Origin of the sequence: Streptomyces sp. NPDC002680, from assembly GCF_042889145.1 — a bacterium.
Taxonomy (GTDB): domain Bacteria; phylum Actinomycetota; class Actinomycetes; order Streptomycetales; family Streptomycetaceae; genus Streptomyces; species Streptomyces adonidis.
On sequence record NZ_JBIAQP010000003.1, the window covers coordinates 60,137 to 82,306 of the forward strand.

Annotated in this window: 19 protein-coding genes and 3 tRNA genes; 11 read left to right on the forward strand and 11 right to left on the reverse strand. The window is 69.6% G+C overall.

The features are described 5' to 3' along the window. Positions 1–13: 13 nt before the first annotated feature. The 4 genes from ACFYXF_RS09915 to ACFYXF_RS09930 form a co-directional block, all read right to left on the reverse strand. Entirely contained in the window at positions 14–868 is an 855-nt protein-coding gene (locus ACFYXF_RS09915) for an META domain-containing protein (RefSeq protein ID WP_389349063.1), read from the reverse strand. 74 nt (positions 869–942) lie between these two features. Further along, positions 943–1,749, reverse strand: a complete 807-nt coding sequence (locus ACFYXF_RS09920) for a sterol carrier family protein (RefSeq protein WP_389349064.1) — start codon at positions 1,747–1,749, stop codon at positions 943–945. Between the two features lie 9 nt (positions 1,750–1,758). Further along, positions 1,759–1,956 (reverse strand): DUF397 domain-containing protein, encoded by a 198-nt coding sequence (locus tag ACFYXF_RS09925; protein WP_389349065.1) that lies wholly within the window; start codon positions 1,954–1,956, stop codon positions 1,759–1,761. Further along, the gene (locus ACFYXF_RS09930) at positions 1,953–2,873 is read right to left on the reverse strand and encodes a helix-turn-helix domain-containing protein (RefSeq protein WP_389349066.1); all 921 of its coding nucleotides are present in this window, start codon (positions 2,871–2,873) and stop codon (positions 1,953–1,955) included. The genes ACFYXF_RS09925 and ACFYXF_RS09930 overlap by 4 nt, the downstream gene beginning before the upstream one ends. A gap of 188 nt (positions 2,874–3,061) precedes the next feature. Here ACFYXF_RS09930 and ACFYXF_RS09935 point away from each other — a divergent pair, with 188 nt between their 5' ends. The 3 genes from ACFYXF_RS09935 to ACFYXF_RS09945 all read left to right on the forward strand — a co-directional run bounded on the left by ACFYXF_RS09935 (position 3,062) and on the right by ACFYXF_RS09945 (position 7,473). Then, the gene (locus ACFYXF_RS09935; protein ID WP_389349067.1) at positions 3,062–3,613 is read left to right on the forward strand and encodes a hypothetical protein; all 552 of its coding nucleotides are present in this window, start codon (positions 3,062–3,064) and stop codon (positions 3,611–3,613) included. Positions 3,614–3,616: 3 nt separating this feature from the next. After that, the gene (locus ACFYXF_RS09940; protein ID WP_389349068.1) at positions 3,617–4,498 is read left to right on the forward strand and encodes a GNAT family N-acetyltransferase; all 882 of its coding nucleotides are present in this window, start codon (positions 3,617–3,619) and stop codon (positions 4,496–4,498) included. A gap of 323 nt (positions 4,499–4,821) precedes the next feature. Further along, entirely contained in the window at positions 4,822–7,473 is a 2,652-nt protein-coding gene (locus ACFYXF_RS09945; protein WP_389349069.1) for a glycoside hydrolase family 2 TIM barrel-domain containing protein, read from the forward strand. Between the two features lie 88 nt (positions 7,474–7,561). Here the strand turns inward: ACFYXF_RS09945 and purL are convergent, their stop codons facing one another. Genes purL through purS form a run of 3 tightly spaced genes read right to left on the reverse strand, consistent with a single transcriptional unit; the run spans position 7,562 to position 10,757 of the window. Next, positions 7,562–9,820: a phosphoribosylformylglycinamidine synthase subunit PurL gene (gene purL, locus ACFYXF_RS09950; RefSeq protein ID WP_389349070.1), complete on the reverse strand. Its 2,259-nt coding sequence runs from the start codon at positions 9,818–9,820 to the stop codon at positions 7,562–7,564. Then, a complete protein-coding gene (gene purQ, locus ACFYXF_RS09955) occupies positions 9,817–10,497 on the reverse strand; it encodes a phosphoribosylformylglycinamidine synthase subunit PurQ (RefSeq protein WP_389349071.1) in 681 nt (226 codons plus the stop codon). The genes purL and purQ overlap by 4 nt, the downstream gene beginning before the upstream one ends. Then, complete coding sequence (gene purS / locus ACFYXF_RS09960; RefSeq protein ID WP_235476986.1) at positions 10,494–10,757, reverse strand: phosphoribosylformylglycinamidine synthase subunit PurS; 264 nt, start codon at positions 10,755–10,757, stop codon at positions 10,494–10,496. Before purS ends, purQ begins: the two co-directional genes overlap by 4 nt. 384 nt (positions 10,758–11,141) lie before the next feature. On the opposite strand from purS, the gene ACFYXF_RS09965 reads away from it, so the two are divergent. From ACFYXF_RS09965 to ACFYXF_RS10000, 8 genes are all read left to right on the forward strand, one after another. Beyond that, positions 11,142–11,459, forward strand: coding sequence for an Lsr2 family protein (locus ACFYXF_RS09965; protein WP_369037066.1), 318 nt, complete (start codon positions 11,142–11,144; stop codon positions 11,457–11,459). A gap of 131 nt (positions 11,460–11,590) precedes the next feature. After that, a tRNA-Gly gene (locus ACFYXF_RS09970) sits at positions 11,591–11,662 on the forward strand. Between the two features lie 80 nt (positions 11,663–11,742). Then, a tRNA-Gly gene (locus ACFYXF_RS09975) sits at positions 11,743–11,815 on the forward strand. A 143-nt stretch (positions 11,816–11,958) separates the two neighbouring features. After that, positions 11,959–12,939 (forward strand): ABC transporter ATP-binding protein, encoded by a 981-nt coding sequence (locus ACFYXF_RS09980; protein WP_389349072.1) that lies wholly within the window; start codon positions 11,959–11,961, stop codon positions 12,937–12,939. Between the two features lie 56 nt (positions 12,940–12,995). Next, positions 12,996–13,739, forward strand: coding sequence for an ABC transporter permease (locus ACFYXF_RS09985; protein WP_389349452.1), 744 nt, complete (start codon positions 12,996–12,998; stop codon positions 13,737–13,739). A 20-nt stretch (positions 13,740–13,759) separates the two neighbouring features. Next, the gene (locus ACFYXF_RS09990) at positions 13,760–15,064 is read left to right on the forward strand and encodes a sensor histidine kinase (RefSeq protein WP_389349073.1); all 1,305 of its coding nucleotides are present in this window, start codon (positions 13,760–13,762) and stop codon (positions 15,062–15,064) included. Next, positions 15,061–15,672, forward strand: a complete 612-nt coding sequence (locus ACFYXF_RS09995) for a response regulator (RefSeq protein ID WP_389349074.1) — start codon at positions 15,061–15,063, stop codon at positions 15,670–15,672. Before ACFYXF_RS09990 ends, ACFYXF_RS09995 begins: the two co-directional genes overlap by 4 nt. A gap of 52 nt (positions 15,673–15,724) precedes the next feature. Then, positions 15,725–15,797: transfer RNA gene (locus ACFYXF_RS10000), tRNA-Gly, on the forward strand. A gap of 61 nt (positions 15,798–15,858) precedes the next feature. Here the strand turns inward: ACFYXF_RS10000 and ACFYXF_RS10005 are convergent. From ACFYXF_RS10005 to purD, 4 genes are all read right to left on the reverse strand, one after another. Further along, a complete protein-coding gene (locus ACFYXF_RS10005; RefSeq protein WP_389349075.1) occupies positions 15,859–16,770 on the reverse strand; it encodes a phosphoribosylaminoimidazolesuccinocarboxamide synthase in 912 nt (303 codons plus the stop codon). An 85-nt stretch (positions 16,771–16,855) separates the two neighbouring features. Further along, the gene (locus ACFYXF_RS10010) at positions 16,856–18,361 is read right to left on the reverse strand and encodes a N,N-dimethylformamidase beta subunit family domain-containing protein (RefSeq protein WP_389349076.1); all 1,506 of its coding nucleotides are present in this window, start codon (positions 18,359–18,361) and stop codon (positions 16,856–16,858) included. Between the two features lie 388 nt (positions 18,362–18,749). Continuing rightward, positions 18,750–20,543, reverse strand: a complete 1,794-nt coding sequence (locus ACFYXF_RS10015; protein WP_389349453.1) for a hypothetical protein — start codon at positions 20,541–20,543, stop codon at positions 18,750–18,752. A 341-nt stretch (positions 20,544–20,884) separates the two neighbouring features. Continuing rightward, a complete protein-coding gene (gene purD, locus ACFYXF_RS10020; protein ID WP_389349077.1) occupies positions 20,885–22,138 on the reverse strand; it encodes a phosphoribosylamine--glycine ligase in 1,254 nt (417 codons plus the stop codon). Positions 22,139–22,170: the final 32 nt, after the last annotated feature.

Genomic DNA, 22,170 nt, shown 5'->3' on the forward strand with positions numbered 1-22,170 from the left:
CTGCGGTAGGGGCTCAATCGGCGGCGGTCGCGCTGACGGTGGTCCCGTCTGCGCTGGTCAGCGTCATGCTCCGGTGATCGATCTTGTACGTCGCCTTGCCGTCGAAGAGACCCAGCAGCGTCTTCTCGGCCTCCATGAGTGAGCCGTCGCACATCCTTCGGGTGGTCGACGGACTGCCGAAAGTGATAGTGCCGTCGCTGACGGTCGCATCGGCAGAAACGTTGTTGCAACCGGCCTTGCCGCTGACGGTCCCCTTCTTCTGGTCGAGGACGAGGTAGGCGTCGGCGCCGGAGGGGAGGGGGGAGACGGCCGCGCTGTCACCGTCGCCGCTGCCGTCGCCGGCGGCACCGAGTGTCGTGATCGTCCACTTGGTGCCGTAGAGGGCGGCGGCCTTCTCCTCGGTGAGGTGGATGGTGTCGCCGGTCTTGGTGGTGAGGGTGAGCTGCTGGGCGTTCTTGGCGCTCTCGGTGGACTTGGCGGTGAGGGTGCCGTCCTTGAGGGCCTTGGTGAGGGTGTTCTCGAAGCCCATCGAGGCGCAGGCCATGTCGGTCGACAGGAACTGTCCGAGGGCGATCTCGTCGCCGTCGACGGTGGCCTTGGCGCCGAAGCCGTTGCAGCCGAGGTTGCCGTTGACCTCGCCGTTCTTGGCGATCTTCAGCCAGGCGCTGGCCGGTGCGTCGCTCTTCTTCCCGTCGACGGTGAGGTCGTCGACGGTCCAGTGGACGCCGGTGACGTCCGCGGTCCCGGACCCCGTCCCGACGGTCGGGCTGCCGCCGCTGTCCTTCTCGCTGCCACAGGCCGCGGCGAGGGGCAGCACGGTGAGGGTCAGGAGGCCGAGGCCGAGGCTCGTCAGTCGCTGCGTTTTCATGCCGGTGGGACGGAAGGGGCGGGTGGGCGGTTCCCGTCCGGCCCCTTTTTGGCGGGGGCTGCGGATTGCTGTCGTCAGGACATGAGGGGGAGCAGGTCTCCGAGGTCGGCGCGTTCGCCGCTCGCGCTGACCTGGGCCTTGTCGAGGGCGTCGGTCCAGGTGACCCGGCCGGTGGCCAGGCGGATCCAGGTCAGCGGGTCGGTCTCGACGACGTTGGGCGGGGTGCCACGGGTGTGCCTCGGGCCCTCGACGCACTGCACCACGGCGTACGGCGGGATCCGGACCTCCGTGGAGCCGCCGGGGGCCTTGGCGGCGAGGGTGTCGGCGAGGAGGCGGGTACAGGTGGCCAGGGCCTGGCGGTCGTACGGGATGTCGAGGCCCGGGACGGCGTCGTTCAGGTCGTCGGTGTGGACGACGAGTTCGACGGTACGGGTGACGAGGTAGTCGGTGAGGGTGACGGAGCCGATCCGGACCGCGAGGACGCGGGTGTCTGCGACGCCTGTGAGGTGTTTGGTGAGGCGTTCCTCGGTGTGGGTGAGGAGGGTGTTGAGGTCGGGGGTGCGTTCGGCGAGGTCGTGGCTGTTCTCCGCGATGGCCTCGGCGTAGGCGGCGGTCGCCGACGCGTAGTCGAGGGCGCCGATCTCGGCCTTCGCCGGCTCGTCCCGGTCGAGGGCCAGGCTGATGCTGCCGACGGCCATCGAGATGTGGGCGACCAGATCACGGACGGTCCAGTCGCCCAGGCGGGTGGGGAGGGTTAGTTGGGCGGGGGTGAGGGTGAGGGCGGCGGTGCGGATGTTGGCGTACTGGGTGAGGACTGCGGTGCGGGTTTTGGTGGGGTCGTAGGTTCGGGTGCGGGGCTTTGGTTTTCTGGCTGGGGGCATGTCGGGCTGTCAACTCCGGAGGTGGGTCAGGAGGGCTGCGAAGGCTTTTGGGGGGAGGAGGAGGGTGGGGCCGCCTTGAGGGTGCTTGGAGTCGCGGACGCCTATGCGGGCGGGGGTGAGGTGGGCGACTTCGACACAGTTGCCGCCTGAGTCATTGCTGTACGAGGACTTGTGCCAGGTGGCTTCCGACAGGTGGTGAGTCGTCATGGTCGTTCCATCTCTCGTGCCAGTCGTTGCAAGAAGTCAGAGGTCTCCCCAGGGCTGGGCGCCCCGGCCCGCATGGCGTCGAACCGGCGCGAGAAGCGCCAGAGTTCCGTGTCCTTGTCCGTCAGGCTGACGGTGTCCTGGCCGTCCTTGCTGACCACAGTGGGCAGCGGCGACTCGAACTCCATGAGGACGAAACTCTCGGGCGCCCGGTACACCGGTTGCGACAGGGGGAGGATCTGCACGGTCACATGATCCAACGCGCAGAGATCCGCCAGGTGCGCGTACTGCTCGCGCATCACGTCCGGGCCGCCGTAGACGCGTCGTACAGCAGCCTCTTCGAGGATCGCGTGGACTTCCACCGGACGGTCGGACCGCGTGATGACCTCCTTACGCCTCATCCTGATCTCGATGTTCCGCTCGACGAACTCGGTCGTCCGTTCGTCGATGGGCTTGGCGATCTCGAACTGGGCTCGCGCGTACGCCTCGGTCTGGAACAGGCCGTACAGCACGCATGGTTCGTAGACCCGGAGGATCTTGGCATCGCCTTCGAGGCCGACGCTCATACCGAAGCCTGACGGCATGAGGCTCCGATAGACCGACCACCAGCCGCGGTTCAGCGAGTTCTTGTGGATCTCCAAGAGGAACTCCACGTCGTCCAGGTCCGTGACGCCGTAGCGGTCCAGGAGTTCCTTGAGGTCCTGCACCTTGGGAAGGCTCGTCAAGCCGTTCTCCACCCGGTACAGCTTCGACTCGGTGAACCCCAGACCTCGTACCGCTGCCGCCAGGGTCAACCCCTGACCGTCTCCGTCATCGCGAGGCGCTTGCTGGCGCAGCCTCCGCAGCTCCTGACCGAGTTGCATCCGTCGGATCGTCGGCCCCGTCTTCGTTGCCACCGTGCCCGCCCCTTCTGCGGTCATGCCCGCCAACACTACGACTATGCCTGTCACTTGACGCCCCGTGTCCACCAAGTAACGGCCTGTGCACCGAGTGTGGCAGTCCTTGCCCTCCTTGCGCAGCCACATGCCAACTTTCCGGCATTTGCCAGTTCTCGTGGAATTTCTACGTTCGATTGTCTCGCCGTTGGAACGACGGAACCGTTGTCCCCATGACCACCCCTGAGCCCCGCCGCCGAAACAGTGCCCTCACCGACGTCCACTTCATCCTGGGCGACCGAGTCCAAGGGACCACCTTCGTCCCGCCCTTCCTCCGTGAGCGTGAGGCGCCCGAGCCCGTCGAGGGCGTCGTCGTGCAGGTCGGGTCCGGTTACCCGGAGGCCGATGGCGAGGACGACCTCGTCTGGGTACGGCTCGCCGACTCCACCGAGCGTCAGTGCCGCGTCAGCGATGTCTCCGTCGCCGACATCGAGAACGAGCCACTCTGTGACGTCTGCAAGGTCGGCCGCGCCCCGTTCCTGCGCTATGGGACCCTCGAAAACACCGGCCGTATGTGTTCCGCGTGCCTCCGCAGGACCCACATCTGTGCGCTCTGCCAACAGCCCGGCAACGCCCCGCTGGTCGCCCTGGGCACGGCCGACCAGGGCTCCGGGCCTGGTCGGACCACGTACGCGTGCGCGGCCTGTGCCGCATCAACCAGCCATTCTTCGCCGGGCCCTAACGGCAATCGCGTTGCTGGCGGCGACGCAGATCCGAAACCATGAGGCATGCGATCGGATGGCTGGTACCTCACCGAAGACGTCCATGAATTCTTCGACCGGGCCGGGGATTTCCTACGCTCACGGCCCGCTCTGCACACCACCGCGCTGACGACCATCGAGCAGGTGCGCACAGGCGGGCCCGGCGCGAGCACCGCCCAGGACCCCGTCTTCGGCCGGCTGGAGCAGGACGGCGAGGTCACCGCCGCCTTCCTCCGACTCACCCCGCAGAAGCGCCTGAGCGTCACGTCCCTCACCCCCGAGCAGGCCGACGGTCTCGCCGCCCATCTGGTCGCCCTCGGCCACCGGCCCCCGGGCGTCAGCGGGGAGATCGACACCGCCACCGTCTTCGCCGAGGCCTGGCAGCGGCACACGGGCGCGACGCCGACGTTCAGTACCCGGATCCACCTGTACCGCCTCGGCACGCTCACTCCGCCGGAGCCGGTGCCGGCGGGCCGGGGCCGACTCGTGGGCGAGGCGGACCATGAGCATCTGATGCAGTGGTGCCGTGAGGCCGCGGAGTTCTTCGGGGAGGACATCACCATCAACGCCGACACCTGGTCCAACACACGCTTCGGCGAGAAGACCTACACCTACTGGGAGACACCGGACGGCACCCCCGTCTCCATGGCGGGCGTGAACCCCCTAGTCGGCGGCCAGGTCCGGGTGGACCCCGTCTACACCCCGGCCCACCTGCGCGGTCGCGGTTACGCGGCCGCCGTGACGGTCGAGGTGACCCGAACGGCACTGGAGGCGGGCGCCACGGACGTCGTGCTGTACACAGACCCGAACAACCCCACGAGCAACGCCCTGTACAAGCGAATCGGCTACCGCCTGCTCACGGACTGGGGCGCGTACGACTTCGCGTATGCCGATGACGAACCGCAGTAGCTGCAGAGTGACACGTTCGAGCTGGATCCGAAGATCCTCAACAGGTACGTCGTCACTGGGGGACTTCATGACGTGCCGCTGGAGCCAGTTGCCCGGCATCCGGCCGAGAAGCAGGGCTTGAAGACCGCGTGCGAGGCCCCGTCCGAAAGCGGACGGGGCCTCGCACGCCTGCCTGGACTGTAACTGCCGTGAACTGGAGTGGTTGTTGTCGAGAACCTTGACGTCGGCGCCCCGCCACTCTACTCCTGACATGCCTGTGTCAGTTCAGCATTCTGACCGGTGTTCGAGATACCGAATTCCTTGACGGTGTGGAGGAGTTGGCGATGAACGGGACAGACGGCAGCGCGTCGGACGGTGTCACCCGGCGTACAGCCCTACAGCTCGGTGCAGTGGCCGCAGGATCAGCGGCGGTCGTCGGGGGCGGGCAGGCAGGCGCCGCAGCCTCGGAACCGCAAGCCGCCGGCGGGCATGCACGTGAACGTTCCTTCGACGAAGGCTGGCTCTTTCAGCGTGGTGACGCCCCCGGCGCCGAAGCCCCCGCCTACGACGACACCTCCTGGCGCCCCCTCGACCTCCCCCACGACTGGAGCATCGAGGACCTGCCCTACGCCCCCTCCCCCGACGGCGCCGTCACCAGCGACCCGTCGCTCCTCGTGCCCAAGCAACCCGACCCCTCCGCACCCCAACCCCCGCCCGTCATCGGCCCGTTCGACCCCCAGCACAGCCAGAACGGCGGCTCGACCGGGTACACGGTCGGCGGGATCGGCTGGTACCGCAAGCACTTCGGGGCCGAGGAGCTTGCCGGTGAACTCGGCCCTCTGCACGCCGAGTTACGGTTCGACGGGGTCTACCAGAACGCCGACGTCTGGCTCAACGGCGTCCACCTCGGCTTCCACCCCTACGGCTACACCTCGTTCGCCCACGACCTCACCCCCCACCTGAACCCCACCGGCCCGAACGTCCTCGCCGTCCGCGTCGACAACAGCGGCCAGAACAGCCGCTGGTACTCCGGCTCCGGCATCTACCGCCACACCTGGCTCACGGTGACCGGGCCCGTACGCATCCCTCTCTGGGGCGTCCACGTCACCACACCCGAGGTCAGCCCGCACCGGTCGCTCGCCCGCGTGGCCGTCTCCGTCGCCAACCTCGGGGCCCACGACTCCTCCGCCTCCGTACGCGTCACCGTTCTCGATCCGCGCGGACGTATCGTCGCTACCCGTCACGCATCGCCGCAGGACGTGGCGGCGGGCGACAAGGGCGTCACCTCAACACTCGAACTGCCCATCCGGCAGCCGGAGTTGTGGTCCCTGTCCGCGCCCAGCCTCTACACCGCGCGGGCCGACATCCTGGTCGGCGGACGGGTCGTCGACACCGTCACCACTCGCTTCGGGATCCGGTCCATCGTCTGGAACGGTGACGTCGGTTTCCTCCTCAATGGTCAACCCGTCGAGGTCATGGGCGGCAATGTCCACCACGACCACGGGCCGCTCGGCGCCGTCGCGCTCGGGCGTTCGGAGGAACGCCGGGTCGAGATCCTCAAGGCCGCCGGGTTCAACTCCATCCGCACCGCCCACAACCCGCCCACACCCGAACTCCTCGACGCCTGCGACCGGTTGGGCATGCTGGTGATGGACGAGTTCTTCGACGTCTGGGACACCGGCAAGAACCCCCAGGACTACTCCGTCCACTTCGCCGAGTGGTGGGAGCGGGATCTCACGAGCACCGTCCTCCGGGACCGCAATCACCCCAGCGTCGTCATCTGGTCCCTCGGCAACGAGATCACCGACCGGACGAACGGCCATCGGGGCGCCGAAATGGCCGCCCTCCTCCGCTCCCTCGACCCCACCCGGCCCAGCACCCTCGGCGGCGGGTCCACCTTCACCGCCAGTGACCCCTCCTGGAGTTACGTCGATGTCGGCGACGTCCACTACAACGCCAACGGCAAGGGCTACGCCCAGATGCACGCCGCCAACCCCGCCAAGGCGATGACCCACAACGAGACGTTCCCCGCGACGATCTACCAGGACATCCACTTCGCCCGCGAGCACACCTGGGCAACCGGAACCTGGGTCTGGGCCGCCTGGGACTACCTCGGCGAGGCCGGTATCGGCAAGACGCCCATCCCTCCCGTGGGGACGGGGGCCACCATCGGCGACCAGAGCGTCATGCCCGGGTGGTCCATCTCCCGTGAGCTGCACCACGGTTGGGGCGGCTTCGGCTATCCGTACCCCTACTTCCAGGCGAACTGTGGCGACTTCGACCTCATCGGGCAGCGCAAGCCGCAGAACCACTGGCGGGACGCGGTGACGGGCCGCAGCCCGGTGGAGGTGCTCGTGGAGCGGCCCACCCCGGCCGGCACCGAGCAAGTCGCCATCTGGTGGGGTTACTTCGACGAGCTGGCCAGCTGGACCTGGGAGGACGTCGAACCCGGCACCCCGCTCAAGGTGCACGTCTACACCGGCGGCGACAGCGTCCAACTCCTCCTCAACGGCGCCGAGTTCCCCGAGGGCACCGCGACCGCCCCCGAGCGGGCCATGGCCACCTTCAACGTCCCTTACACGCCCGGCGAGTTGACCGCCGTCGCCAGTCTCGGCGGCGCGGAGATCGGCCGCCAGACCCTCCGTACCGTCGGCTCCCCGGCCGCCCTCCGCCTCGTACCGGACGTCAGAGCCCTCACCACCGGCCGCGACGACCTCGCCCACGTCCTCGTCGAGGTCGTCGACCGGCACGGGAATCTCGTGCCCGACGCCACGTTCGAGGTGGCCTTCACCATCGAAGGCGCCGGGGAGTTGGCGGGCGTCGGCAACGGCAACCCGCACAACGTCGACAGCTTCCAGCAGCCCCGCCGCCACACCTGGCACGGCCGCGCCCTCGCCATCCTCCGCCCGGCCAAGTCCCCGGGCCGCCTCACCCTCACGGCGAGCACGGAGGGGCTGCGACCTGCGACCGTCACCCTGCCGGTACGCCCGTCCTGAGCCGACGTACGGAGAGGCCCCCGCTCGGACAGATATCCGAACGGGGGCCTCAGCCAACCCAGTTGATCCCGCTTGATCCCGTTGCCGCCTACGCCAGCAGCGCCGGAATCGTCCCCTCGTGCGCCTCGCGCAGTTCCGCCAGCGTCAGCGTGAACTCGCCCTGCAGCTCGATGGAGTCGCCGTCGACGACACCGATCCGCGTCACCGGCAGCCCCCGCGCCCCGCACATGTCGTTGAAGCGCAGCTCCTCCGAGCGCGGGACGGCCACCACCGCACGCCCCGCCGACTCCGAGAACAGGAGAGTGAAAGCGTCGAGCCCGTCCGGTACGACCAGACGCGCGCCCTTCTCGCTCAGCAGCGCCGACTCCACGACCGCCTGGATCAGACCGCCGTCCGACAGGTCGTGCGCGGAGTCGATCATGCCGTCGCGGGAGGCGGAGATCAGGATCTCGGCCAGCAGCCGCTCCCGCTCCAGGTCGACCTTGGGCGGCAGGCCACCCAGGTGGTCGTGCACTACCTGCGACCACGCCGAGCCGCCGAACTCCTCGCGCGTGTCCCCGAGGAGGTACAGCAGCTGCCCCTCCTCCTGGAACGCCACCGGAGTGCGCCGAGCCACGTCGTCGATGACGCCCAGTACCGCCACCACCGGCGTCGGGTGGATGGCCACGTCGCCCGTCTGGTTGTAGAGCGAGACGTTGCCGCCCGTCACCGGCGTGCCCAACTGCTGGCAGGCGTCCGCGAGTCCACGTACCGCCTCCGCGAACTGCCACATCACCGCCGGGTCTTCGGGCGAACCGAAGTTCAGGCAGTCGGAGACGGCGAGGGGCTTCGCGCCCGTCGTCGCCACGTTCCGGTACGCCTCCGACAGCGCCAACTGCGCGCCCGCGTACGGGTCCAGCTTGGCGTAGCGGCCGTTGCCGTCCGTCGCGATGGCGACACCGAGGCCGGTCGACTCGTCGACACGGATCATCCCGGAGTCCTCGGGCTGGGCCAACACCGTGTTGCCCTGCACGAAGTGGTCGTACTGGGAGGTGATCCAGGACTTGGACGCCTGGTTGGGGGACGACACCAGCTGGACGACCTGGGCCTTCAGCTCATCCGAACTCGTCGGCCGCGCAAGCTTGTTGGCGTCGTCCGCCTGGAGGGCGTCCTGCCAGTCCGGGCGGGCGTACGGGCGCTCGTAGACCGGACCGTCGTGCGCGACCGTACGCGGGTCGACGTCGACGATCTTGCCGCCGTGCCAGAAGATTTCGAGGCGGTCGCCATCGGTTACCTCACCGATCACCGTGGCGATGACGTCCCACTTGTCGCAGATCTCCAGGAACCGGTCGACCTTCTCCGGCTCCACGACCGCGCACATGCGTTCCTGCGACTCGCTCATGAGGATTTCCTCGGGCGAGAGCGTGGAGTCGCGGAGGGGTACGTCGTCCAGCGTCACGCGCATGCCGCCCGAGCCGTTCGACGCCAGCTCGCTCGTCGCGCACGACAGGCCCGCCGCACCCAGGTCCTGGATGCCGACGACCAGCTTCTCCTTGAAGGCCTCCAGGGTGCACTCGATGAGGAGCTTCTCCTGGAAGGGGTCGCCCACCTGGACCGCGGGACGCTTCGACGGCTTGGCGTCGTCGAACGTCTCGCTCGCCAGGATCGACGCGCCGCCGATGCCGTCACCGCCCGTACGAGCCCCGTACAGGATGACCTTGTTGCCCGCGCCCGACGCCTTCGCCAGGTGGATGTCCTCGTGCCGCATGACGCCGATCGCACCGGCGTTGACCAGCGGGTTCCCCTGGTAGCAGGCGTCGAAGACGACCTCGCCGCCGATGTTCGGGAGCCCGAGGCAGTTGCCGTAGCCGCCGATGCCCGCCACCACGCCCGGGAGGACGCGCTTGGTGTCGGGGTGGTCGGCCGCGCCGAAGCGCAGGGGGTCCACCACAGCCACCGGGCGTGCACCCATCGCGATGATGTCGCGCACGATGCCGCCGACGCCCGTGGCCGCGCCCTGGTAGGGCTCGACGTAGGACGGGTGGTTGTGCGACTCGACCTTGAAGGTGACCGCGTAGCCCTGGCCGACGTCGACGACGCCAGCGTTCTCGCCGATCCCGACGAGCAGCGCATCGCTCTGCGGGGCCTTCTCGCCGAACTGGCGCAGGTGCACCTTCGACGACTTGTAGGAGCAGTGCTCGGACCACATGACCGAGTACATGGCCAGCTCGGCGCCGGTCGGGCGGCGGCCGAGGATCTCCACGACCCGCTCGTACTCGTCCTTCTTCAGGCCGAGTTCGGCCCAGGGCAGCTCGACGTCGGGGGTCTCGGCCGCGTGCTCGACCGTGTCCAGAGGCGTCCGGCTCATGCGTTGACCAGCTTCTTGAGGATCGAGGTGAAGAAGGGGAGGCCGTCGGTGCGGCCGGAGCCGATCAGCGGCTCGACCGCGTGCTCCGGGTGCGGCATGAGGCCTACGACGTTCCCGGCGGCGTTCGTGATGCCGGCGATGTCCCGGAGGGAACCGTTCGGATTGAAGTCCAGGTAGCGGAAGACCACCCGGCCCTCCGCCTCCAGCTCGTCGAGCGTGTGCTCGTCGGCGACGTACCGGCCGTCCATGTTCTTCAGCGGGATGTGGATCTCCTGGCCGGCGTCGTAGTCGACGGTCCAGGCCGTGTCCGCGTTCTCCACCCGCAGCTTCTGGTCGCGGCAGATGAAGTGAAGGTGGTTGTTGCCGAGCATCGCGCCCGGGAGAAGGTGCGCCTCGGTGAGGATCTGGAAGCCGTTGCAGATGCCGAGGACCGGCATGCCCGACTTCGCCTGCTCGATGACCGACTCCATCACCGGCGAGAAACGGGAGATGGCACCCGCGCGCAGATAGTCGCCGTACGAGAATCCGCCCGGCAGAACCACCGCGTCGACCTGCTTGAGATCCTTGTCCTTGTGCCAGAGAGCCACCGGCTCCGCACCCGCGAGCCTGATCGCGCGCTGAGTGTCCCGGTCGTCCAGCGAACCCGGAAAGGTGACGACTCCAATACGAGCAGTCACTTCTCTTCCCCCACCATCTCCTCCACCTTCACGGTGAAGTCCTCGATCACGGTGTTGGCGAGGAAGGATTCCGCAAGATCATGGATGCGGGCGAGCGCGGCGTCGTCCACCGGTCCGTCAACTTCCAGTTCGAATCGCTTTCCCTGACGTACGTCGGAGACACCGTCGAAACCGAGACGCGGCAGTGCACGCTGCACCGCCTGGCCCTGGGGGTCGAGGATCTCCGGCTTGAGCATGACGTCGACTACGACGCGTGCCACTGGCACTCCCGGTGTTGTGGTGCTGAGCAAGGTCCCTGGCGAGGTTCCTACAGGTGGGTTCAGACTACCCGCACAAAATTTCTACGCGGGTAGATTCGTAGGAATCTACGGGAACCCACGAGAGCAGCATCACGATCCGGTATCGGACCGGCGCCAACACGAAAAGTTCTGGGAAAGATCCGGGTTCGCATCCAGGATGTCTATTGCGCGGGAGACACGCGGACAGATTTAGTCGGGCTTCCCATTGCAATGCCGGGCACTGTACAAAGGAAAAGGCATTAGCCGATACTTTGCCCAATAACAGTCGGACAACCGAGATCTTTCGACACCTCCCGACGTCTTCGCACGTCGTGGCAGAGGTGTCGCACGAAGGGACCGATATTCGTGGCTCAGCGTGTCGTGGTCACACTCTCTGACGACATCGACGGCTCGGAAGCGGCGGAAACGATCGCCTTCGGACTTGACGGCAAGTCGTACGAGATCGACCTGAATCAAACCAATGCCAAGAAACTGCGTAAGGCCCTGGAGCCGTACGTGGAGGCCGGCCGCAAGCGGTCGCGCTCCGGCAAGGCGTACAAGCAGACGGAGGTCGCCCCCGACCCGTCGGCGGTCCGGGCCTGGGCCCTCGCCAACAAGTTCGACGTACCGGCCCGCGGGCGCATCCCCAAGAAGGTGTACGAGGCCTTCACCGCCGCCCAGTAGTACCCCCGCAGCGCCCCTGCGGTGCCTCAGGAGCCCCTCGGCGCAACCGACTTGCGTTGCCCCCCTGCTGATCAGCTAGAGTCTGGAGCACGCCGAGGGGCAAGGCCGAAAGGCCCGGCTCACGGAGGCTTGCGGGTGTAGTTCAGTAGCAGAACATCCCCCTTCCAGGGGGAAGGCGCAGTGTGCAATTCCTGTCACCCGCTCTGCATCGCCGGTCCGACCACAGTTGTGGATCAGGTAGGCTGGTGCTCGCGCCAGTCGGTGAAAGCCGACTGGAGGCAATGCGGACGTAGCTCAGTTGGTAGAGCGCAACCTTGCCAAGGTTGAGGTCGCCAGTTCGAACCTGGTCGTCCGCTCAGCAGTCGAAGGCCCCGGTCCAATGGACCGGGGCCTTCGTCGTGTTCCCAGTGTTCCCATTCCCTCGGCGTCTGACATTTGTCATGTGCGCTGATGACACCACGCACTGCCCTCGCCTCCTCCCGGCCCGGATGCTGGAGGCATGGAAACCAACGAACGCGAACACGTGATTGAGGTCACTGACCTGCGGCGTGTGTACGGGGGCGGGTTCGAAGCGGTGCGCGGGGTGTCCTTCTCCGTGGGCCGCGGGGAGATCTTCGCCCTGCTCGGCACGAACGGCGCGGGCAAGACATCGACGGTCGAGCTGCTGGAGGGGCTCGCGCCACCGGCCGGGGGGCGGGTGCGGGTGCTCGGCCATGATCCGTACGCCGAGCGGGCCGCCGTACGGCCGCGCACCGGCGTGATGCTCCAGGAGGGCGGCTTTCCCTCCGACCTGACCGTCGGCGAGACCGCGCGGATGTGGGCCGGGTGCACGAGCGGCGCACGGCCCGAGGCGGAGGCGCTCGCACTCGTCGGACTGGAGCGGCGGACCGGCGTACGCGTGAAGCAGCTGTCCGGAGGCGAACGGCGGCGGCTCGACCTCGCGCTCGCCCTTCTCGGCGACCCCGAGGTGCTGTTCCTCGACGAACCGACGACCGGTCTCGACGCCGAAGGGCGGCGCGACACCTGGGAGTTGGTACGGGAACTGCGCGCCGGCGGTACGACCGTACTGCTCACCACGCACTACCTGGAGGAGGCCGAGGATCTCGCCGACCGGCTCGCCATCCTCCACGAGGGGCGCATCGCCGCCGCCGGTACGCCCGCCGAGGTGACCGCCTCGCAGCCGTCCCGGATCTCCTTCGAGCTGCCCACCGGGTACTTCGTGGGAGACCTGCCGCCGCTCGACACGTTCGGCGTGATCGGGTACGAGGAGGAGGGGCGCGTCGTACGGCTGCGCACCCATCAACTCCAGCGCGCGGCAACGCGGTTGCTGATGTGGGCCGAGGGGGCCGGGGTCGAGCTGCGGGGGCTGGACGTGCGGTCGGCCTCGCTGGAGGAGGCGTTCCTGCGGATCGCGCGGGAGGCGTCCGCGGGCGTGGAGAGTGTGGAGAGTTCTGTTGTGGCTGAGGAGCGTGTCGCGTGAGCGCGGTTGTCGGTGGCGTCGGTACGGGCGGACGTACGACCACTCCCGCCGGGCGGATGCGGGCGCTGGCCCGGGCCGAGGCCGCGCTGTTCCTGCGGAACAAGGGGACGCTCGTCGCCGCCCTGTTCGTGCCGCTGGTGCTGCCGTTCAGCGCGTGGTCCGCCGCCGACGGGATGGACCTGAAGGAGGCCGGGCTCAGTACGGGGACGGTCATCCTGCCCGCCTCGGTCGGCTTCTCGCTGCTGTTCGCCGTGTACGCGGCCCTCGTCGGCGTCTACACCGCCCGGCGCGAGGAACTCGTGCTCAAGCGGCTGCGCACCGGTGAACTGCGCGACGTCGAGATACTCACCGGATCGGCGCTGCCGGCGGTCGTGACAGGCTTCGTACAGAGTGTGCTGCTGGCCGTCGGCTGTGCCGTCCTGCTCGATCTCGACGCGCCACCGGCACCCCAACTCGCCCTCATCGGGCTGCTGTTGGGTCTGGTGATGTGTACGGCGCTGGCCGCGCTCACCGCGAGCCTCAGCCGGACCACCGAGAGCGCGCAGGTCACCTCGCTGCCGCTGATGCTCGTCTCGTTCCTCGGCTCCGGGATCACCGTCCCGCTGGAGGTGCTGCCCGACCGGGTCGCCGCCTTCTGTGAACTCCTCCCGCTGACGCCCGTGATCACCCTCGTACGCGGCGCCTGGACCGGTGACCTGTCGGCGTACGAGGCGTTGGGCGCCGTACTGACCGGCCTGGCCTGGACCGTGCTGTCGGTGTTTGCTGTACGACGGTGGTTCCGCTGGGAACCTCGGCACTGACGGGACGGGGAGCAGGAGATATGCGCAGGCCCGGGAGCTGGTGGCGGCGCAAGAGCGCGCCGGCGAAGGTGGAGACGTACACCCGCTGGACGTTCCACATGATCGCCTTCGTCGAGGTCGGCGCGATCGGGCTGCCCGTGCTGGGGCTGCTGGACGGGTGGCCCGCGCTCTGGCTGTCGGTGGTGGTGTGCGCGCACGCCGTGCTGAGTGCGGTGACCGCCTCCCGGGCGCTGGACTGGATCTGCGGGACCCGGGAGCAGCCCGTACGGCTGCTCGTCGTACTCGGCGCCGTGACCGCGCTGATCGGGGTCGGCGCCCTCATCCTTGGCAGGCACGGGACGGGCGGCGACGACCTGGAGACCGTCGCGGCCTCGCTGTTCATCGGGGTGGTGTGCTTCGGCGCGGGCAGCATCGCCCTCGGGATGCGCGGCCGGAGGCGGATGCTGGCGATGGTGTCCGGCCTGGCCGTTGGCTCGGTCGCCGTGTCCCTCCTGGTGGGTTTCCCAGCGGACGAGGCCTTCTTCACAGGTGGCGTGGTGCTGTTCACCGCCGGGTTCATCACGCTCACCAGCGCCCTCTCCGTCTGGCTGCTCAAGGTCGTGTACGAACTCGACGAGGCCCGCGAGACCCGCACCCGGCTCGCCGTCGCCGAGGAGCGCCTCCGGTTCGGGCGCGATCTGCACGACGTGATGGGGCGCAACCTGGCCGTGATCGCCCTCAAGAGCGAGCTGGCGGTCCAGCTCGCCCGCCGCGAACGGCCCGAGGCCGTCGACCAGATGATCGAGGTGCAGCGGATCGCCCGCGAGTCGCAGCGGGAGGTACGGGATGTCGTACGGGGGTATCGGGAAGCTGATCTGGGGGCTGAACTCCTGGGCGCACAGGGCGTGTTGACCGCCGCGGGGATCTCCTGCGAGGTGACCGGGGAGGCCGCGGTCGGGCTGCCGGGGGAAGTGCAGTCGGCGCTCGGGTGGGTGGTCCGGGAGGCGACCACCAATGTGCTGCGTCACGGGGATGCGGGGTGGTGCGGGGTTCGGGTGCGGGTGGGGGACGGGTGTGTGGTGCTGACCGTGGAGAACGACGGGGTCGCTGACAGGGGGGAGGCGGGCAAGGGGTTCGGGGTGGGGGCCGGGTCCGGGATTGTCGGGTTGCGGGAGCGGTTGTCCGCCGTGGATGGGCGGCTGGAGGCGGGGGTCGTGGATTCGGACAGTGGTGAGGGTGCGGGTCGGTTCCGGGTGGTCGCTACCGTGCCGTTGCCTGCGGGGTCGGGGTCGGGGTCGGGGTCCGGCTCCGGTGCCGAGTTCGTTGTGAGCGAGGTCACCTCATGAGCGGTGTACGGCTGCTGCTCGCCGACGACGAGCACCTCATCCGGGGTGCGCTGGCCGCGCTGCTCGCCCTGGAGGACGATCTCGTGGTCGTCGCCGAGGCCGCCACCGGGCCCGAGGCGCTGGCCATGGCGCGGGCGCACCGGCCCGATGTCGCCGTGCTCGATCTTGAGATGCCGGGCGCGGACGGTGTGAAGGTCGCCACATCGCTGCGGGCCGAACTGCCGGAGTGCCGGGTGCTGATCGTGACCAGCCATGGCCGGCCGGGGCATTTGAAGCGGGCGCTTGCGGCGGGTGTGCGGGGGTTCGTTCCCAAGACGGTCAGCGCGCAGCGGCTCGCCGAGATCATCCGTACCGTGCACGCCGGAAACCGTTACGTCGACCCCGAGTTGGCCGCCGACGCGATCTCCGCCGGGGACTCCCCGCTGACCGCGCGCGAGGCCGAGGTGCTCGAACTCGCCGCCGACGGGGCGCCGGTCGCGGAGATCGCGGAACGGGCCGCGCTGTCGCAGGGGACCGTACGGAACTATCTGTCGTCGGCCGTTTCCAAACTCGGGGCCGAGAACCGGCATGCGGCTGTGCGGCTCGCCCGGCGTCGGGGTTGGGTATAGTTGGTGTCGCGCCACGGCACGTACGACTCGTACGACGTGTCTGGGACGCGATGCGGACGTAGCTCAGTTGGTAGAGCGCAACCTTGCCAAGGTTGAGGTCGCCAGTTCGAACCTGGTCGTCCGCTCAGCGGTCGAAGGCCCCGGTCCAGTGGACCGGGGCCTTCGGCGTATGCGGAGGGGGCGGGCTCAGGTCCAGCTGATTCCCGTCAGTCGCTCGTACGCCTCGATGTACTTCGCGCGGGTCGCGTCCGTGACCTCCTGCGGGAGTGGCGGCGGGGGCTGCTCGCTGGCGCGGACCCAGCCGGACTCGGCGGACGTGAGCCAGTCCCGTACGAACTGCTTGTCGAACGAGGGCTGTGCGTGGCCCGGCTCCCACACGTCGGCCGGCCAGAAGCGGGACGAGTCCGGGGTGAGGACCTCGTCGGCCAGGATCAGGGTCTCGCCCTCCGCCGTGGTCTCGTACCCGAACTCGAACTTCGTGTCGGCCAGGATGATGCCCCGGTCGCGGGCGATGTCGCGGGCGCGGGAGTAGACGGCGAGGGTCGCCTGGCGCAGCTCGGCGGCGGACTCGGCGCCGACCTGGCGGGCGACCTCCTCGTACGACACGTTCTCGTCGTGCTCGCCGACCGCGGCCTTGGTGGCCGGGGTGAAGATCGGGGCGGGGAGTTCCGAGCCGTCGGAGAGGCCCTCGGGCAGGGCCAGGCCGCAGACCGTACGGGTCGCGTTGTACTCGGTGAGGCCGGAGCCGGTGAGGTAGCCGCGGGCCACGCACTCCACCGGCATCATGCGCAGGGACTTGCAGATCAGGGTGCGGCCCGCCCAGTCGGCGGGGGCGCCCGGCGGGAGTTCGGTGCTCAGGACGTGGTTGGGGGCCAGGTCGGCGAGCTGGTCGAACCACCAGAGCGAGAGCTGGGTGAGGACGCGGCCCTTGTCGGGGATCTCCGTCTGCAGCACCCAGTCGAAGGCGGAGATACGGTCGCTGGCGACCATCACGAGGTCGCCCGCCTCGTTCTGGTACAGGTCGCGCACCTTGCCGGTGTGCAGATGCACCAGACCCGGAACCTGGAGGGGCTCGGGCTTTTCTACGAATCCGGACACGGTTCCTCCCCGTGGTGATGACCAAGTGGGTCGATTCTCCCGTATGCGGAGAGTCCGTTTTCGCCGGGGTGCGCGGGAGTCCGGTTCAGTCTCGTTTGCAGATGCGGTCCAGGAGGTTCGCAGTGGCCCGTTGGACACGGGCGTCCACATGGCCGGGGCGGTCCAGGGACGGGGACCACGCGAACGTTCCGGACGCGAAGACCAGGGAGCCGGAGGGGGCCCGGTAGAGGGAGGTCTCCTGGTGGCGGAGAGCTCCTTCGCTGTCCGCGTACGGGGAGTGGGCGAGGAGGATGCGGTCCTCGTGCTCGGGGAGCTGGGTGCGCGGGAAGTAGCGGTCGGCCTCGCCGGCCACCATCCCGTCGATCTCGTCGCCGTCGTGGGCGCCGGTCGCCTCCCACATCCAGTGGTCGGCGTTGCGCACGACCAGGGGGGTCGGCTCGGGGACCCGGCCCGCGTACTGGATGCCGATCAGCTGCTGCTCGGGCCGGTCGATCTCGCGCCAGAGGGCCGGCTTTCCGGGCCCGCGGCGCTTCCGGCAGGTGAGGAGGCGATCGGGGATACCGGAGGGGGACGGTCCCAGCTCCACCTGCCAGTACATGGTGTTGGCGGAGAGGAAGACGAGGGACGTGCCGTTCTCCCGGGCGAGTTCGGTGGTGCGGCGCATCGCCGAGGACCAGTACTCGTCGTGGCCCGGGAAGACCAGGCCCCGGTATCGGGTGGGGTCGACGCGGCCGGCGTGCAGGTCGCGGGCGTCCGCGTAGGCGACGTCGTAGCCGTAGCGCTCGGCGAAGCGGATGAAGTCGTAGGCGTGGCCGACGTGGAGGGGGAGGCCCGCGCCAGCGTACGGGCGGTCGAAGGAGACGGTGGTGGCCGCGTCGGCCTCGCCCAGGAGCCGGCCCTCCTCGTCCCACGCGTGGTAGAGGCTCGCGCCGGTGCGGCCGTCCTCCGGGTAGAGGTTGTACGCCTGCCAGGTGATGTCGGGCAGGAGGAGCAGCAGGTCCGCCGGGTGGTTGTCGCGGACGGTGAAGGGGATGTGCGAGCGGTAGCCGTCGACGGTGGTGAGGACGGCGACGTACGCCCCGATGTTCCAGTACGACGGGATCTGGAGCCGCCAGGAGAGCCACCAGTGGTGGCAGGAGACCGTGCGGTCGGCGGTGAGGGGCGGGGGCTGGACGATGCCGGAGAGGCGCGGGCTGGTGGTGATCTTGGCTGCGCCGTCGCCGCCGTAGTGGCCGATGCGGTAGATGTCCACGGCGAACTCTTGCGGCGGGTCGACGGTGATGTGGAAGTCGATGGCCTCGCCCGGGGCGGCCGGGCCGGTGGAGGTGAATCCCTTGATCTGCCGGTGTACGTCGTCGGCGGCTCGGGGGCCGCCGGTGGGGCGGGGGGTGGGGCGGGGGTTTCGGGGGTTGGGGATTCTGGCGGTGGGGGTGGGGTCTAAGGGGTCTACGTACCAGGGGACTACATGGCCGGTGTCGTCGAAGTAGGTCTCGCTGCCTCGGAGCCAGGGGACAGGGCCCAGGCCGAAGGGGTCCGTGACGGCGTGCGCGAGTGCTCCCGACTCCCAGCGGCGGATCGGCTGCGACCCCATGACTGCTTCCCTCCCTGGCTCCCCCGTCAGCTGTGTGCGCGTGCTGTGTGCTGCGTGCTGTTCGGCTGCTGTTGTCTTATGTCCCGAGCGATTGCCATGTGCGCGATCGGTCCCAGCACATCACATTACGCACGCAGTCCGTCACCGTTCGTCGCTAATTGACCAGAAGCGGAAGAGAGTCCTCCGACCTGTTTCTCCGCCCCCGCCGCCCCTACCCGTTCCCATCCCTGGGGGCTGCGCCCCCAGACCCCCCTTTGTCCTCAAACGCCGGACGGGCTGGATATGCCTCGGCATTTCAGCCCCTCCGGCGTTTGAGGAGCGGGGGTTCGGGGGCAGCGCCCCCGAGGATGGGACGGGTAGGGGCGGCGGGGGCGAAAGAGGCCCCGGGTCACACCAGGCGTACCGGCTTCTCCGGGCGTACTCCTGTTGTGCGGAGCCATGCCTCCAGGGGGGCCGGGTCGCCCGTTTCTATCAGGGTCAGGACCCTTGGACCCAGGTCCGCCGCCCGTTCGCCGTTCAGGAGGAGCGACGGGCCGTCCAGCCAGTCCAGACCCGGTGTCGCCCCCGCCGTGTCCATCGCCGCACAACACACCATCGCCGTGACGTGATCGGCGAGCAGCTCACGACCCGTACGCGGCGGCTGCAGCGGGAAGAGCGGCAGCGCGCCGTCGTCCCAGACGGCCGTGTCCGCCGGGCCCTGGCCGGCCAGGCCTGCCGGCGCCGCCGCCTCCTCGCGGGCGACCTCCGCACTGATCCCGGCGGCAAGAGCCTCGCTGCGTTCGCTTCCCACCCGCTCGCCGTCCCCGTACTCGTATTCGACGTCCTCCGCGTCCACCGTCTCCCTCGCGGGCGACTGAGGCGGCTGCGGCGTCTGAGACGTCTGAGGAGTCGTCAAGTGGTTCATCACCCGGGAGAGGGTCGGCGCGTCGGCCTCCCGGCGTGTGGGTGTCGCCGTGCGGTGGACGCCCAGGGTGTCCAGGACCCGGTGCAGACGTGCCGCGTCCGTACGCCACTTCCGGTCGACCACCTCCTCCGGGTACTCCTGCCAGTCCACCGGCGCCCAGTCGGGGCCGGGCTCGGCCGGACCCCCGTGGAAGAGACGGGCGGCGAGCAGCGAGGCCGCCTCGTCGATCGCGCCGGGCTCTTCGAGCAGGTCGCAGGCCGGGCGTTCCCCCAGGCGGGACGTGAAGCCCTCGGCCAGCCGGTCTCGGCGCGACAGTTCCGTGAGCGCCGCGACGACGCCCGCGTCCAGCCGGGCCGGCCAGCGGCCCATCCGCCAGGCGGGCAGCGCGACCCGGGTCAGCAGCCGGTCCCAGCCCGCGTACGCCAGCCCGACCTGCTCCTGTGCGACGATCCGCAGCCCGTAGTCCACAGCCTGTGCACGCTCGGCGGCGGCCACCGCGACCCCGCGCTCCATCTCGGCCGCGTGCACCCGGCAGCCGCGCAGCAGCAGCCTCGCGACCCAGCCGACGCCCGCGAGCGCCGTACGGGACACGGGCCCGCGCTGCGGCGCAGCCGCCACGGCAACCGCCGCGTCCAGGCCTCGTACGAAGCGCCGCGCCGCCGCGATGTCCGGGTGCGCCGAAGGTCCCGTACCGGCGACGACCGGGGCGAGGACAGCGCGCAGCTCGCCGACGCGCATCCACCACAGGAACGGCGAGCCGATCACAAGGACGGGCGTCGCCGTCGCCGCCGCACGCCGGTGCTGGCCCTGGAGGGCGGGACGCAGGCCTCGTACACCCGATATCTCGTCCCGGTCCTCCGCCGGGGGCGGGGTGTGGGCGCGGTGGGTGCGGTCCTCCAGCCAGCTGTCGCAGTCCGGGGTGAGCGCTATCGCGGAGGGTGCGGGGACGCCCAAGCGGTCGGCCAGGTCGCGCACCAGGTGGTAGAGGTCCGGGGCCGATTCCTCGGCTATCGGGACCGTGGGGCTCATGGCCGGGCGGGAGCGGGCGACGACCAGGGCGATGACGGCCGCCGCGAGGAGTACGACGATCGCGGCGCCGCTCGTGATCCAGCGGGCGAGGTGCCAGCCGCCTCCCACGAGGTGGCCGGTGGAGACACCGGCCCACAGCACGACGGCGACGGCCGCGGGCAGCAGGGCGACGGCCAGGGCCCTGCTGCGGATGCGCAGCACGGCCAGGGCCCGGGAACGCGCAACCTGCGCGCCCGCCTCCACACCCATACCGGTCACGACCGGATGCCACCCCCTGCCTTCTCTCCGTTTCCGCACACGCTGACGTTGCTCACTCCCCCACTGTGGCACCCACCACTGACATCGCAATGCCGGTGGGCCAAGTGCCGGAACGCTTGCGCCGCACCATAGTTGGGGGCCCGGTCCTCGTCAGCCGGATGGGGGATCGGTCACTCGATGGAATGGCTTTGGGGAAAGGTGGGTGACGCGCGGCGACGACGGAGTGGCAGCGAAGTGGCAGCTGGGAGCCCCTTGAACGACTCTCGGGCCCCGCATCCTTAGACGGATTCGGGGCCCGAGAGGTTCATCGGCGTGTACGGGGGGATCGCGGTTTACTCCCCCGCCGCCGCCTTCGCCGCGATGTCCGTGCGGTGCTGGGAGCCGTCCAGGTGGATGCGGCCGAGGGCCGTGTACGCGCGGTCGCGGGCCTGGCTCAGGTTCTTGCCGGTCGCCGTCACGGAGAGCACCCGGCCGCCCGCGCTCACGACCGCGTCGCCGTCGCGCTTCGTGCCCGCGTGGAGGACGTACGCGTGCGGGGCGTCCTCGGCTGCCACGTCGGCGAGGCCGGTGATCGGGTCGCCGGTGCGCGGGGTGCCGGGGTAGTTGTGCGAGGCGATGACCACGGTGACCGCCGCGTCGTCGCTCCAGCGCAGGGGCTCAAGGTCGGCGAGGGTGCCGTTGGCCGCGGCGAGGAGGATGCCCGCCAGCGGGGTCTTCAGACGGGCCAGGACCACCTGGGTCTCCGGGTCGCCGAAGCGGGCGTTGAACTCGATCACGCGGACGCCGCGCGAGGTGATCGCGAGGCCGGCGTAGAGGAGGCCGGAGAAGGGGGTGCCGCGGCGGCGCAGTTCGTCGACCGTCGGCTGCAGGACCGTCTGGAGGACTTCCTCGACCAGCTTCGGGTCGGCCCAGGGGAGCGGCGAGTAGGCACCCATGCCGCCCGTGTTCGGGCCCTCGTCGTCGTCCAGCGCGCGCTTGAAGTCCTGGGCGGGCTGGAGCGGGAGGACCGTCTCGCCGTCGGTGATCGCGAAGAGGGAGACCTCGGGGCCGTCGAGGAACTCCTCGATGACGACACGGTCGCAGGAGTTCGCGTGGGCGGCGGCGGCTGCCAGGTCGTCGGTGACGACGACACCCTTGCCGGCCGCGAGCCCGTCGTCCTTCACGACGTACGGGGCACCGAAGGCGTCGAGGGCTTCATCCACCTCGTCGGGCGTCGTACAGACGTACGAACGGGCGGTCGGTACGCCCGCGCCCGCCATGACGTCCTTCGCGAAGGCCTTGGAGCCCTCCAGCTGCGCGGCCTCCCCGGAGGGGCCGAAGACCGGGATGCCCGCGCCTCGTACGGCGTCGGCGACCCCGGCGACGAGCGGCGCCTCCGGTCCTACGACGACCAGGTCGGCGCCCAGCTCCACGGCCAGCGCGGCCACGGCCGTGCCGTCGAGGGGGTCGACCTGACGCAGCTCGGCGACCTCGGCGATGCCGGCGTTGCCGGGGGCGCAGTAGAGCGCGGTGACGTCGGGGTCGAGGGACAGGGAGCGGCACAGGGCGTGTTCGCGGGCGCCATTACCGATGAGGAGGACGTTCACGCGGGTCAGTTTAGTGGTCCGGGGTGGAATGG